Annotated in this window: 12 protein-coding genes; 1 reads left to right on the top strand and 11 read right to left on the bottom strand. The window is 37.6% G+C overall.

What is annotated here, in order from left to right; translation table 11 throughout:
* The first annotated feature begins 1 nt into the window (after position 1).
* Positions 2 to 604, top strand: coding sequence for a trimeric intracellular cation channel family protein (locus tag J0A69_RS02840; protein ID WP_206584997.1), 603 nt, complete (start codon positions 2 to 4; stop codon positions 602 to 604).
* Positions 605 to 812: 208 nt separating this feature from the next.
* Here J0A69_RS02840 and J0A69_RS02835 read toward each other — a convergent pair whose 3' ends face one another.
* The 11 genes from J0A69_RS02835 to J0A69_RS02785 are packed head-to-tail and all read right to left on the bottom strand — an operon-like array spanning position 813 to position 13,519.
* Complete coding sequence (locus tag J0A69_RS02835; protein ID WP_206584996.1) at positions 813 to 1,955, bottom strand: DUF4221 family protein; 1,143 nt, start codon at positions 1,953 to 1,955, stop codon at positions 813 to 815.
* Complete coding sequence (locus J0A69_RS02830; RefSeq protein WP_206584995.1) at positions 1,948 to 3,126, bottom strand: DUF4221 domain-containing protein; 1,179 nt, start codon at positions 3,124 to 3,126, stop codon at positions 1,948 to 1,950. Before J0A69_RS02830 ends, J0A69_RS02835 begins: the two co-directional genes overlap by 8 nt.
* The gene (locus tag J0A69_RS02825) at positions 3,126 to 4,277 is read right to left on the bottom strand and encodes a DUF4221 family protein (RefSeq protein WP_206584994.1); all 1,152 of its coding nucleotides are present in this window, start codon (positions 4,275 to 4,277) and stop codon (positions 3,126 to 3,128) included. Before J0A69_RS02825 ends, J0A69_RS02830 begins: the two co-directional genes overlap by 1 nt.
* On the bottom strand, positions 4,270 to 5,418 hold the full coding sequence (locus J0A69_RS02820) for a DUF4221 family protein (protein WP_206584993.1): 1,149 nt from the start codon (positions 5,416 to 5,418) through the stop codon (positions 4,270 to 4,272). Before J0A69_RS02820 ends, J0A69_RS02825 begins: the two co-directional genes overlap by 8 nt.
* The gene (locus J0A69_RS02815) at positions 5,411 to 6,571 is read right to left on the bottom strand and encodes a DUF4221 family protein (protein ID WP_206584992.1); all 1,161 of its coding nucleotides are present in this window, start codon (positions 6,569 to 6,571) and stop codon (positions 5,411 to 5,413) included. Before J0A69_RS02815 ends, J0A69_RS02820 begins: the two co-directional genes overlap by 8 nt.
* Before the next feature lie 52 nt (positions 6,572 to 6,623).
* A complete protein-coding gene (locus tag J0A69_RS02810) occupies positions 6,624 to 7,754 on the bottom strand; it encodes a DUF4221 family protein (protein WP_206584991.1) in 1,131 nt (376 codons plus the stop codon).
* Between the two features lie 13 nt (positions 7,755 to 7,767).
* A complete protein-coding gene (locus J0A69_RS02805) occupies positions 7,768 to 8,904 on the bottom strand; it encodes a DUF4221 family protein (protein WP_206584990.1) in 1,137 nt (378 codons plus the stop codon).
* 6 nt (positions 8,905 to 8,910) lie between these two features.
* A complete protein-coding gene (locus tag J0A69_RS02800) occupies positions 8,911 to 10,059 on the bottom strand; it encodes a DUF4221 family protein (protein ID WP_206584989.1) in 1,149 nt (382 codons plus the stop codon).
* Positions 10,060 to 10,062: 3 nt separating this feature from the next.
* Positions 10,063 to 11,205, bottom strand: a complete 1,143-nt coding sequence (locus J0A69_RS02795) for a DUF4221 family protein (protein WP_206584988.1) — start codon at positions 11,203 to 11,205, stop codon at positions 10,063 to 10,065.
* Positions 11,206 to 11,211: 6 nt separating this feature from the next.
* A complete protein-coding gene (locus J0A69_RS02790) occupies positions 11,212 to 12,357 on the bottom strand; it encodes a DUF4221 family protein (protein WP_206584987.1) in 1,146 nt (381 codons plus the stop codon).
* 10 nt (positions 12,358 to 12,367) lie between these two features.
* Positions 12,368 to 13,519 carry a DUF4221 family protein gene (locus J0A69_RS02785; RefSeq protein ID WP_206584986.1) on the bottom strand — a complete coding sequence of 384 codons (1,152 nt, stop codon included), beginning with the start codon at positions 13,517 to 13,519 and terminating at the stop codon, positions 12,368 to 12,370.
* Positions 13,520 to 13,523 lie beyond the last annotated feature (4 nt).

The following is a 13,523-nucleotide window of genomic DNA, read 5'->3' as shown; positions in this document are numbered from 1 at the left end:
CATGGATTTACAATACGGATTAGAACTTGTCGGGACGTTTGTTTTTGCTATATCGGGGGCTTTGGCGGTTCGAGAGCGGGAGCATGATCTTTTTGGAGCAGGTTTTACCGGATTTATTACTGCAATAGGTGGAGGAACCTTGAGAGATATTTTACTGGATAGCTATCCTTTGGTTTGGATCGGAGATGTGAAGTTTTTGTATGCTATTCTGGTTGGAATATTGGCGGCATTTGTATTTCCTAACCTCCTTAGTAAGCTTCGAAAAACCTTCTTTTTATTTGATACGCTTGGAATTGGATTTTTTACTGTCTTGGGTGTGGAGAAAGCTTTGAGCTTGGGCGTCAGACCGGAAATCGCAGCTATTATGGGGATGTTTTCTGCTGTGATGGGAGGAGTGATTCGGGATACTTTGACCAATGAAATCCCGATTTTATTCAGAAAAGAGATTTATGCCTCAGCCTGCTTGGCAGGAGCGGTTTTATATGTTGTCTTGAATTATTTCGATGTTGATCGGAATTATAATATGTTGATCTCCATGTCTTTGGTGATTAGTATTCGGATGATCTCCATGAAGTATAAATTGAGTCTGCCGAGATTGGATTAGAAGGTCAGAAGTCAGAAGGATAAAGTGAAAAAGCTCGAAAGAGTAATCAGTGGGCAGTCTCAGTGACCAGTAAATCAGAATTTCTTTTAGGGCATTTCGATCCCAAGGAGAAATCACCTATATAATGTTCCCGCAGATATCCGCACAAATTAATCAGTGTAATTAGCGCCTTTTATCCGCGAGAATCAGCGGGGAAAGGAAATCTTCATTAGTCATTTTCTAGCTTCGGTTTCAATCTCAGGAATCCCAATTCATCTTCTAGGTTGATATAGGTGTATAGCATCCCATCTTTGATAAACTTGATTGAGGGTTTATGTGTCCAATCTACATCCAATTTTTCCTCGTGAATTTGATTCAGCTCTTTGTCAAATGCTGTGAGAACATATATGAAATCGGGAAATTCTGGATTGTTGGACTTGGATTCCCTGCTATAACGCCAAAAAAGTTCTGATTCAGTATCATATACCAGATGATTAAAATAGACTTCCTGGTCTTTTATTTTCAATGCCAAATCAGAATTTGATTCAGTTTTATAACTCCCTTTTTTTAGATCTGAAGTGAATTTACTTTGGTATGATTTGGTCCAAAGACTATCTTTTTCCATATCATAGATCACTAGCTCGTTTTTGGCAGAGGTACTGATAATCAGTTTATTTCCAAAGTAATCTATATACTTGGCATCTCCGGTAGTAATTTTTGAGCCATTTTCAAAAACAGTGGTATAAATCAATTCTTTTAAATAGTCCAGTTTATCATTGGGAATCAAATCCAGGTGATCGGTTTTAAGATCTATTATAGCTATTCCAAGTATTTCGTTTTCCCAAAACAGATCGTAAAACCCAACAAATTTTGACCCATCACTATTTAATTGTCCGTAGAACGTTGGGATTTCTGCTTTTTCGGGAAGAGAATCACCTTCGAATGATTCAGGATAAAAATACTGGCTGGAAGCCATTTTGAGTTCTGGAGTTAGAATGGTCAATTTATGAATATTAGAGAAGCAAAGATTTCCATTCTCCAAGAGTTGAAAATTTGAAATATGCTCTGGTCCAACTCCATTTGGTCCCTCTCTTTCGAATGGGATTTTCTCTATTAATCTCTGGTTCTCAAGATCAATGATTTCTATTTGATTGGATAATTGGTCAACATTTAGGAATAATTTTCCATCTTTTGAGAGATCAGAATCAAGAAGATCATATTTTAAAAACAGAAACTCATCTCCCGAGTCAATTTGAACTGTGTCAATTTCATAGGAAAGTTTGACAGGATTTTTGCCCGAATCGTTAGAATTTTCCTTTGTGGAACAACCTAGAGTAAGTAAGAAACAAAATAAAAAAAAGTATTTACTCATAAGTAACACTTGGTTTAAGCCGGACAAAGGCGATCTGATTTCTTAAATTCAAAAATGTATACAGCATACCTTTGTGGACGAAGGTCTTATTGACGGAATATTCTCCAGGTATAAAAGCTGATAGATCTAGTTTTTCTTCATGGATGATCCTAAGGTTTGCATCAAATACTGACAAAACAAATCTAAAATATCTGCCTCCTTGCTCAGGCTCTTGCTGGACTTCTCTACTATAGCGATAGAAACGTTTATTTTTTGGGTCCTTGATGATGGGGCTAAAGACGACTTCTTGAAATTTCCTTTTTTTGGCACTATTTAAATCCTGCATTGATCCAACCCTCTTCCCAAAGTTGCCTTTTTTGACATTGGAGATCAGACTGCTTTGATAAATTCTGTGATAAAGGGAATCTTTTGCAGCATCATAGTACCAGAGTTCATTTTTGTAGGAATTGGAGGCGATAAGGTTGGGACCATCGAGTGTTAGAAATTTGTATTCTGGAACTACCATCGTTTTCCCCTCTCGATATTCCCAGCGGATCAAAAACCTTTCCGATTGATCTCTAAAACTCACTGGGATCAATTTCAGGGATTTGGATGTTAAATCTACTTTTGCCAAACCGAGAATACGTCCATTGGATGGGTAGTAACCATAATAACTGGCGAAATAGGATCCATCGTTCGAGATTTCACCCATGCCATTGATCTCTTGGCTTTCACCGAGATTATCTCCATCAAGTTTATGATTTAGAAGTTGATAGGAATCTTTCAATTTGGTGTCCTCTCCCATTCTGAGCACTTCGAAATAATCTCTGATTATCAAGTCACCATTATTGGTTTTTTTGATCCCGGTTGGGAAATACTTCCTGATTCCATTTGGGCCACGCACCTCAAACTGAATGTGTTTTTTCAGCTTTTGGGCATCAATGTCATAGACATCTACCCGGCCTGTTCCAGGATCCAAATTATATAGCAATCCTTCTGAGGACACATAATCCGAAGAAACCAAATTCATATCGAGGTAGGGCATGGAGTCTCCCGAATCGATAAAAACTGTGTCCAGAGTGTATTCGAATGTATGATTGGTAAATGTTTTGGGCACTACTTCTACCTTTTCCTTTTTTGGTGAGCAACTGATGATCAGGGATAGGAAAAAAAGAAAAGGTAGTCGGCTCATTACTCGATGGTTGGTTTCACCCGTACAAATGCAACTTCATCATCAATATTCAAATACTGCCAAAGCATTCCATCCAGAGAAAAAACGGGATTGGATATAGTGAAATTATCCGGCATTCTACTTTCTGCCAGTTGCTCAAAATCAGTATCGAAGGCGGTTATAACATTCTTGAAAATTATTGAATCGCCGGCAGTTAAGCGGTCCATTTCTTTATGGTATCGCCAGAGAATATTATGTTTTGAGTCTTCAATCAGAGATCCAAAATTTACCTCTTTACTCTTTTCTTTCATCGCAGCTCTGAATTCATCATTTTCGCCTACTGATGCGGGGAAATTTCCCTTCTTACTGTTTGAGGTAAATTGGCTTTGGTACGAATGATTAATCAAGCTATCACCTTCCAAATCCCATCGCCAGAGCTGGTTTTTTGCAGAAGTGATGATGACTACTTCATCTTTTACAAGTCTTACCAGATTCTGCTCGGGGAGTTTAACTCTTCTTCCTCCGCCCATGTCAAAACTGATATCATAATCAGTACTGAAAGCCAGAAAATCTGAGGGGAAAAGCCTCAAAGATTTTTCTGCTAGATCGACCTCAACGAGACCATCTGTTTTGCTATCGATACCTTGGGTGCCATATTGTCCATAAAAATAATTACCGTCCTTGGTGTCCAGACTTGAAATATTTATAACCTGTTTTTCGGAAAGCTCATCTCCTTCCCATTCCATTTCTTCGATTTTGTAAGTCTCTATTTTTTCTCCATTAGGAGCGACATGATGAATCCCTGCAAAATCATAAAAAAGGACACTTTCATCAGGGAGTACTTTTATCCTCATGATAAAACCCCCTCCAATACCGTTAGGGCCCTCTTTTTCATATTGCCTCAACTCTTTCAAGTTTAGGTTTTCCAAGTCGATGATTTCCATGGTCATCTCCTCGCTATTAAAGTTGTAAAATAGCTTCCGAGCCTCATCTACATCCGACATACTTAGGCCAAATTTTACAAAAAAGAAATGGTCTCCAGGATCTACCATCACGGTGTCGATTTCATAGGAGAGGTCCTTTTCACTAGAATAATTTTCCTCTGAACTATTTCTAGAAGAACAACTGAGTAGCACAAGTGCAAAAAGTGGAAATATTAGATTCTTATTCATAAGTAATTGTTGGTTTGAGTCTTACAAAAGCGAGTTCATCATCGAGATTTAAAAAATTATAAAGCATACCATCTTTGAAAAAAAGGCAGTATGAATGGGTAAAGTTTTCTAATTTCTGCTCCTTCAGCATCTTAAAATCAGGATCGAAAAAAGTCACTACATTTTTGTTTACAATTGAATCTCCGATCATACGGTCCATTTCAGTACTGATCCTCCAAATAAGATTTTCTTCCTTTTGAGGAATCATAGGCCCAAATGATACCTGCTTCCTTTTTTCTTTCCAAGCTTCATTAAAAGCTTCTCTTGTTTCCACTTTTGTGGGAAAGTTTTTGATTCGCCCATTTCCTGTCAGACTAGCTTCAAAAGTCTTATGAAGCAAACTATCCTTATCAATGTCATAGATATAGACCTCATTCATAGCAGTATTGCTTAAAACAAACTGCCCATTGATATATTTTAAATAAGAGAATTCATCTTGAGACATCATCGCATTACCGTTTACTTCCATCATGATTTGAAATTCATTTAGCTTTGAAATGGCATCAGTAGGGACGAATTTCATTACTTTAGTTTCCAAATCAATCACTGTCAGTCCTTTGGCAGGTTTTCTGAAATCTTCATCTTCCAATTTACCAACATAGGTTTTTCCATCAGTGGAGAATATGCCTAAGTGGTCTATTATTTCAGTTTCACCAAATTCATACCCGCTCAATAAGGTCTTATCGAATTCGTATTTTTTTATCAATTCGCCTTTAGGGCTTATTTCTACAATTTTATTGAAGCCAAAGAGCATCAAGTTCCCATTTTCTATAATCTGAAGTTGGGAAAAATAACCACCCCCAATTCCATTGGGGCCTTCCTTTTCCAACTGAATGGTTTCTTTCAATTTCAATCCATCCATATCTATAACTTCCAGGAGAAGCGATTCTGGATTTAAGTTATAAAGTAGCTTCCCGTCTTGGGTCAAATCTGAAATCCTTAGACTCCAGTTTAAGAAAAAGAAATGATCGCCTGAATCCACTAGCACAGTATCCATTTCATAAGAAAAGGCCATTCCAAGATCTGATTTTTCATCTGCTTTGTCTGAGGAGGAGCAACTAAAAAATGTAAATGCGGCTAAGACCAAAAGGAACTTATTCATAAGTTAAGGTTGGTTTGAGACGTACAAATGCTACTTCATCATCGATATTGAGAAAAGTATAGATCAATCCGTCTTTAATGAAGATTTTATATGGTAAAACGAAATCATCCTGTAACAGTATTTCTCCCAACTGTTCAAATTGTGGATTAAAGGCAGTTAACACATTATCGAAGATGGCTGTTTCTCCATTCATCCGATCAAATTCACTGGTAAACCTCCAGTAAACTTCATTTTGACTGTCATAAAACAAAGGTCCATAGCGGACCTCCTTATCAGTCTCTTTGATCAGATCTCGATATTCCTCTTCACTATCCACTCTTTTGGGATAGCTTGTTGTTATCTCATAGGTTGTGTATTCACTATTGTAGCTTTTGAAGCTTAAAGAATCTGTCTCCAGATCATAAAAATACAATTGGTTGACGCCTCCGTTTGAAAAGATTAAGCTGTCATTTTTGGCAAGCAGGTGAAAGGAAGAAAACATTGCTCCTGCAGGATTATCATTAAAATAAAGATTGATTCGGTATTTTTCCAGTTCCTTAAAAATAGCCAGGGGTTTGTAGTAGAATGATTCATTTTCTAAATCAAACACGGCAAAGCCTAAGGGAGGATCTACTAATCTTTCGACCGAATATAAGGTGAGAATGGATTTTTGATCCTCTGAAAGTGTTTGGTTCAGATCTATTCTGGTCCCTTCTGGAAGTTTGTCTCCTTTAAAATCATGATTGCGAAAAGTTAGTGTGGAAAGCTTGTTCCCTTCCATGTCAAATCGATAGACATCATAGCTATCAGATAAATAAAATGTCCCGTCTGATAATGAATAGACATCAGAAATATAAGGATGCCTGATGCTGTTTGGCCCATCCAAGCTCATTGGGATTACCCGTTCCAATTTCAAGTTTTCCAGGTCAATGATTTCCAGACCAGGCTTATCTGCACCTGTTTTGAAATTGTATAAATACTTTTCATCCTTTGAGAGGTCTGAAGTCATCATTTGCCAGGTGACATGGATAAACTCATCTCCAGCATCGACCATGACAGTATCTAGCTCATAGGAAATGCTTGCTTTGGTAGATGATGAGTTATTGGTTTTGTCCTTTTCAGAGCAGGAAATTAAAAAAGAACAAAGAGCGAGGATTAAAAAAAGATGTTTCATAGTCTATTAAAAATATGAAAATCTTTAGTTTAAACTATGATTTTAACAACAATTAATAAGTGATTGAATATCTGACAAATGCAGGATTTTCCCCTTGAACAGTGTAGACATAAAACTTTCCATCTTTCATAAATCGTGGATTTGGCTGATAGTCCAACTCCTCCAATAATTTTTCACCGGTCAAATTGAAGCTTTTATCATAGGAAAAGAGGTATACATCTGATCCTTTATTACGGCCAGTATCGTCATATTCAGCATTCATATTAGCGAATCTGAAATAGGTTTCTTTTTCAGGATCATAAAAAAATTGACCAAAGTTGATCTGCTTTTCAAGATTCCTTCTTTCGGCTATCAGTTTTTCTCTGGAATCGACAGAGTTTGAGATTTCACCAGTCTTTTTTAGTGGTACGAGTTGGTGCGGGAAGCTGATTAGTTGTAAAGAATCAGTTTTCCATTCATAAGAGTAGATATCGGATGTAGATGCGCTGTAGACAATAAATTGATTATTTAAAAACTGGGTTCTCTGAAAGTCTCCAACTGCAGTAGCACCATTCCCTTCCCGTAAGACCAGTTGGTAATTGGTAGTAAGGTCCAGTGCTGGCAAAGGGAGGATTTTGGCTTCCATTTTAGCAGTATTGATCACGGCCATCCCTTCCAATGGCTCACCAAAACGTCCGGCAAGACTGACTATGGTTAATTTATCTGGACTGATCAGGATATTATTGGATAAGGAATAGGGAGCATCATTGGGGATTCCATCAAGGTTTTCAGGAGTGGTCTTATAAGATGCAATGTTTTTGCCAGAGACGGTGAAAACAGCCTGTTGAGCAAAACCTCCCAAAAACACTTCTCCATTTGGTAAAGCCTGAAATGTGTTCGGGTATTTCGGAATAGCATCAGGACCATCTTCCTGGTAGACAAAACGATTCAATAGCTTCATGTTATCCAAGTCAATTTCGTGGACTTCAATTTCCATGTATAGGAAATAGCCTTTGGACTGATCGGGAGTAATATCCATATGTTGATAGGAGCCAGGGTTAAAAAGCTCATCTCCGACATCTATCGAAACTGTGTCAGCGGTAAAGGTTATATTTTCTAAAAGGTTGGAGGTTGATTGGCTCTCCTTTTCCTCACATGCCAAAAAAAGGGTCACTGCTAAAAGGAGTAAAATTGATTTGTTCATAAGTTGGACTTGGTTAAAAATTAAATGTGAATACTGCGAATCCTAGCTCATCTTCTACATTGACATAGGACCAGAGCTTGCCGTCTTTCCAGAAATAATTAGAAAGCCGTTGATCAAGGCCTTCTATTTTAGATTCTCCAAGAAGCTTTAGATCCTTATCGTATGCCAATAGATAAGTTTCATAAGTTGTTGGGTCACCTTTCTTTTCAGCAACAAAAGATTTGATGGCAAGCCGATAGAATCTGGAGGAGTGCTCATCCCAGATCAATTCTTGGAATGAAACCTGCGATAGTACCTTTCGAAGCTCTTGGAAAAAATCTTCCTCAGTACTTACTTCATTTTGTATTTCTCCTGTTTTCTCACGGGGGATTAGTTGATGAGGGAAATCCACATAACTTAAACTATCAGTCTTGGTATCAAAGACATAAATTCCACTTCCTACTGTACAAGTGATTAATAATTTGTCATCAATCTGCTCTAAAGTATAGTTCTCAGTCTGAATTGATCCACCGGTATCTGAATTCCAGAAAATTTTAAAATTTTCCGCCTTTTCCATCTTGGGGAGTTTGACAATTCTCCCTTTTTGGGTTTTTGAGTCGATCACTGCAAGATCTCTTACGCCATTGATGAAGTCACCGGGCAAGGAATAAAGGATTTCAGTTTTGGGATCAAATAGGATCTCATAGATCAAAGCAAAAGGATTGGGAGCATCTACTCCCTTTATATCCTCGGGATTTAAATTTATCCTTGAAAGTATTTCCCCTTGTAGATTGTAAATTCCTGAATTTGGAAAAGTTGGAATCATCAGTGTGCCATCTGGCAAAACCTGGAAATTAGAACTTCTTCCTAGGCCATTGGGACCTTCCTTTTCAAATTGATAAGTGTTACTTAGCACCATCTTATCCAGATCAATTTCTTGAAAAAGTGTTTGATTATAATCATAAATGAAGAGTGATCTAGAATCTGGCGATAGATCAAACCAGTTCATCCCATATTTTAGGTTGATAATTTCTCCTTTAGAATCTACCACCACAGTATCTACAGAATAGCTTAGGTTTTCCAAGATGTTTTTCGGTTCTGAATTTTCGGATTCTTTGCCTGTGCAGGCTGAGAGAAGTCCTAGAATGCAAATAGTGAGTACTTTTCTCATACACATTTAAAAATCAAAAGTGAATACCGCAAAACCCAGATCGTCCTCTACATTGACAAAAGACCAGAGCTTGCCGTCTTTGAAGAATGGGAATTCGGGGAAATCATCTAGCTCTTCTAGTTCTGTTTCTCCGATAAGGTCTAAGTTTTCGTCAAATGCAAGTAGGAAGACGTCCCTTTTGGAAGGAATATCCTCAGATAGACTTGGGATAAGGATATGGGCAAACCTGAAAAAAATCTTTCGGCTCTCATCCCAAAGCAAATCTCCATAGGTAATTTGAGAATGTATTTTTGTGATTTCATCTCGCCAAGCTTCCCTTTCTGTAAATTCATTCCTAGCTGGCTGATCCGTTTTCTCCTTTGGAGTATACTTCAGATCATAAGAATGAAGTACTAATGAGTCAGTTATTAGGTCAATTTGGTAGATATCGCTTGTGACTGAAGAAGAGATAAAGAATTTTCCGGAATGCTCTGAAAGGAAAAATTCCTCGGCATAGACTTGCATCATGGGGCCATCAGTAAGCATTACTTTATAAGCTTGTGTTTTGTCCAGAGCTGGCATGGGAAAAAGCTTGCCCTCTTTGCTTTCTCGGTCGATTACTGCCAATTCCACTGGCTGGTCTTCTTTATCAAAATCAGAACCAGGTACCGTGTAGTACCATTTCAGATCTCCAGTTACTTTCAGCCGATTGTTTTGAAGGGTCTTATCTTCGATTCCGCTGATGTTCTCTTCTTCTAGATTGATAGTCTCATGTTTGATCCCTTGGAAATCAAAAATCGAAGCAGTATTGAAACTCATTAAATAGAACTTTTCACCAGAAAGGAGATCCAACCTCCAAAGGAAACTGCCCACGCCATTTGGGCCTTCCTTTTCGTAAGGAATCTTTTTTTCCAGATTCAGTTGATCGAGATTAATGACCGAAAGTTGGTTGTCACTTTCAGTAAACAAAAAGAGCTTTTTTCGGTCTTCACTGAAATCAGCCAATCGAAGATGATTGGATAAATCAATGATTTCATCTCCGGGATCCACTACCACTGTATCGACGGTAAAAGTGATATTTTCTAAGATATTATTAGATTCTGAGCTTTCGGATCCCTCTTTTTCAGAACAAGAAAATATTAAAATTAATAGGGATAAGGGAACAAGTTTTTTCATAGGCTAATTAGCAGTGAATTTTAAATCAAAAATCACAAATCCTGGATTTTCCTCAACTGGCATGTAGGAGTAAAGCTTTCCCTCATAAAAGAATGCTCTAAAGGGAGGATATCTTAAATCCAAAGTAGTTTCGCCAATTAAATTAAGGTCTTGATCATAGGCAAAAAGATAGATATCCTGTTTTTTTGTTTCTCCTGTTTCTGTTTTACCATTGGATTTGGTGGCAAAGCGAAAGTACATTTCACGGCTTTCATCCCAATAAAACTGGTTAAAAGACACTTGCTTCCGAATTTCATCACCTATTTCTTCGACACGCTCTTGGGAATCTGCCCGAGGAGGAAATTCTCCTGATTTTTTGGAGGGGACCAGTTGATGGTCAAAACTTTTAAGAGTCAGGCTATCTGTAGCAAAGTCGTAGATATAGATGTCTGAGGTACTTCCAGAGGAAATGAATAATTGATTTCTGATTTTTTTTAGGTTTATAAAATCTCCGTAAGTAGTACTTCCATTTTCGAAAGAATAGGTGGTTCTAAAATTTCTTGTTAGCTCTAAGGCCGGTAAATCAATCAATTTTCCAGTTTTGGCTTCCAAATCCACCATGGCTATTTGAGAAATGAATTCCATTTTTTTAGTGGGAGTAGAAAACCCATTTTTCTTATCTGGACTTAAGACCAAGTTGAAATACAGACTGGTCAAATCATCTTCCAAACCCTCAAACTCATCAGGGTCCATCTGAAAACCAAAAGTCTTTTCCCCTTCAGCAGTGTATATGCCTTGTGTTGCATAATCCGCCAAAAAAAATTCGCCAGTTGGCAACAAATCAAAATCTTGGATATAACGAGGCGCCCTGTTTGGACCGTCTTTTTCTAGAAATATTCTTTTTGTTAAGGAAAGGGAGTTCAGATTTATTTCATGGATTTCTTGGTTTTCGCCCATCGCAAAATAAACCATGGGATCATTTTCGTTTTTTGCATACCTATAATACATCCCAGGATTGAAGATTTCCTCACCCACATCTACTGCAACAGTATCCACTGTGTATGTCAGATTTTCGAGGATATTTTTCGCTAGAGTACCTTCAGATTTCTCTTTTTCGGTACAGGAAATCACAAGTGAAATGAGTAGAAGAATAGATAGTTTTTTCATCAAAGTTTAAAAATCAAACGTAAACACCGCAAAACCCAGATCGTCCTCTACATTGACATAAGACCAGAGCTTGCCGTCTTTGAAGAACATATTATAATCGAATCTTTCCTCTTGATCTAGCTTCGTCTCACCCAGAAGCTTGAAATTTTGGTCATAGGCCAACAGAAAATATTCATATCTATATTTCTCCTCAGGAGTTTTGGGCATAAATACTTTGGTGGCTAATCTTAGAAAAATCTCTCTTTCTGGGTCCCAATGCGGTTGTCGATAGTGAATCTGCTCATTCACTTTGGCCATTTCTTCCATAAAGCTTTCTTCTGAATTCGGCCTATTATTTATTTCACCTGATAATCGATTGGGTACCAACTGATGATCGATTTGGATAAATTTTAATTCTTCAGTTACCGGGTTAAATACATATAAATCTCCCATTGCTGAGCATGAAATCAGAATTTTTCCATCGTATTGGGTCAACTCGACTTGCTGAGGGGATACACGGAAAGATCCATTTTGTTCGTAGGCAATACTATACTGATCGACAATTTCCAGTTCAGGAGCTTCAATGATTTTGGCAGAATTTGAGGCCAAATCAATTGTGACTAAACCTGATTTTTCTGTTTCATTTTCCAATGGCCAGGAATAGATCTTCCTGTTTTCCCAATCATAAATGCTATTACCATACAAGATGAAATTGTTCTCAGCCAAAGTTGGATCAATCCCTTCTGGTTTGTTATTCAGGTTTTCGATTTTTGTCCCGTTTTGATCAAAAACCCCATAAACCCCATTATTTCCTAGCAAGGCTAATTTTTCATCTGGCCCTACTTGGATTGTCCCTACAAAACTCCCAATCCCATTGGGACCTTCTGCTTCAAATTCCGTTTTGCTAACCAAGTTTTTATTGTCCAAATCAACTTTCAGGAGTTTGGGAGGCATGTTTTCAAAATAGTACAGGAATTCATCGTCTGGTGATAAGTCCAAACTCCGAATTCCCATGGACAAATTGAAAATATCCTCTCCCGCGTCCATCACCACTGTATCTACAGTAAATGTCAGGTCTTCAAAGATATTGGTAGAGGAGGAACTTTTATTTTCTTCATTTCCAGAACAGGAGAAAAGAAAAGCAATAAAAAATAAAACTGACAGGTTTTTCATGGTGAAGGGTTTAAAGGTTAAAAGTGAATACTGCAAAGCCTAGCTCATCTTCCACATTGACGTAAGTCCAGAGCTTGCCGTCTTTGAAGAATGAACTGTTTGGCACTTTATCCAATTCTGGGATTTCGGTCTCTCCTATTAAATTAAGGTTTTCATCAAACGCGAATAGAAAAACCTGGGCTTTTGAAAGGCTTTCTTTGTCTTCTCGAGGTTCATAAATTCTCCCGAATCGGAAATAGCGTTTAGTTTTTTCATCATAAATAAGCTTATCAAACGCAATCTGAGTTCGTACTTTTTCCATTTCCGCATCGAAATCCGACTGATTGGAGACTTTAGTTCTTACGGGGGTTTCCTTTTCATTTGGAACTAGTGAAAAATCAAATTTGAAAAGTTCCAGTGAATCCTGACCTGGCTTAAACTTGTAGATAGAATTGGTAGTGCTTCCTGAGAGGAAAAAGTTATTCTCGATTTCCTGGAAAAAAAGCTGCTCAAGATAGACGGATACCCCTCCCTCCAATTCGTATACAATATTAAATTCCCCGACTTTATCAAGGGCGGGCATTTGTATCAAATTACCAGTTTTGTTTTCCAGATTTATTTTTACCAAATAATTGGCTCCTTCCATAAAATCACTTGGTGTGGAATACATCAGTTTTTTATCTGATGAAATGTGAATTTGGCTTGTCAGATTATATTGGGCATTCTCACTCAAACCTTCAATTTTTATTTCATCTGGTTTGAGTGAGAGATCTACTATTTTTTCACCTTCCTTATTAAAAACCCCTGTATTTTGAAAACTAGAAAAGATAAATTCTTCACCAGGTAGGTAGCGCGCAGTTGAAATGAAATTTCCCCCAATTCCATTTGGTCCTTCTTTTTCGAATGGAATCTGTTCCTCAAGGATTAACTTATCTAGATTAATTTTATTCATCTGAGTTGACGCCAGATCGAAGAGATAAAAATAGGTTTTGGATTCATCTAGAGAACTATTCCGTACCCCTTGGGATAAATTGATAATCTCCTCTCCAGGATTTACTACCAAAGTATCAGTAGTAAAGCTGAAGTTTTCAAGGATATTTTTGGAGCTGCTACTTTGCTCTGGATTATCTTCTCCGCAGGAAATGAGAAGGAAAATAAATAGAATAAGGAATAGGTTTTTCATGTTT

Origin of the sequence: Algoriphagus pacificus, assembly GCF_017254845.1 — a bacterium.
GTDB classification, from domain to species: domain Bacteria; phylum Bacteroidota; class Bacteroidia; order Cytophagales; family Cyclobacteriaceae; genus Algoriphagus; species Algoriphagus pacificus.
This window is presented reverse-complemented; position numbering and strand designations above follow the sequence as displayed.

Bases quoted from the DNA above. Each gene is read 5' to 3' on its own strand.
- J0A69_RS02840 (WP_206584997.1), top strand. From the start codon at position 2: ATGGATTTACAATACGGATTAGAACTTGTCGGGACGTTTGTTTTTGCT.
- J0A69_RS02835 (WP_206584996.1), bottom strand. From the start codon at position 1,955: ATGAGTAAATACTTTTTTTTATTTTGTTTCTTACTTACTCTAGGTTGT.
- J0A69_RS02830 (WP_206584995.1), bottom strand. From the start codon at position 3,126: ATGAGCCGACTACCTTTTCTTTTTTTCCTATCCCTGATCATCAGTTGC.
- J0A69_RS02825 (WP_206584994.1), bottom strand. From the start codon at position 4,277: ATGAATAAGAATCTAATATTTCCACTTTTTGCACTTGTGCTACTCAGT.
- J0A69_RS02820 (WP_206584993.1), bottom strand. From the start codon at position 5,418: ATGAATAAGTTCCTTTTGGTCTTAGCCGCATTTACATTTTTTAGTTGC.
- J0A69_RS02815 (WP_206584992.1), bottom strand. From the start codon at position 6,571: ATGAAACATCTTTTTTTAATCCTCGCTCTTTGTTCTTTTTTAATTTCC.
- J0A69_RS02810 (WP_206584991.1), bottom strand. From the start codon at position 7,754: ATGAACAAATCAATTTTACTCCTTTTAGCAGTGACCCTTTTTTTGGCA.
- J0A69_RS02805 (WP_206584990.1), bottom strand. From the start codon at position 8,904: ATGAGAAAAGTACTCACTATTTGCATTCTAGGACTTCTCTCAGCCTGC.
- J0A69_RS02800 (WP_206584989.1), bottom strand. From the start codon at position 10,059: ATGAAAAAACTTGTTCCCTTATCCCTATTAATTTTAATATTTTCTTGT.
- J0A69_RS02795 (WP_206584988.1), bottom strand. From the start codon at position 11,205: ATGAAAAAACTATCTATTCTTCTACTCATTTCACTTGTGATTTCCTGT.
- J0A69_RS02790 (WP_206584987.1), bottom strand. From the start codon at position 12,357: ATGAAAAACCTGTCAGTTTTATTTTTTATTGCTTTTCTTTTCTCCTGT.
- J0A69_RS02785 (WP_206584986.1), bottom strand. From the start codon at position 13,519: ATGAAAAACCTATTCCTTATTCTATTTATTTTCCTTCTCATTTCCTGC.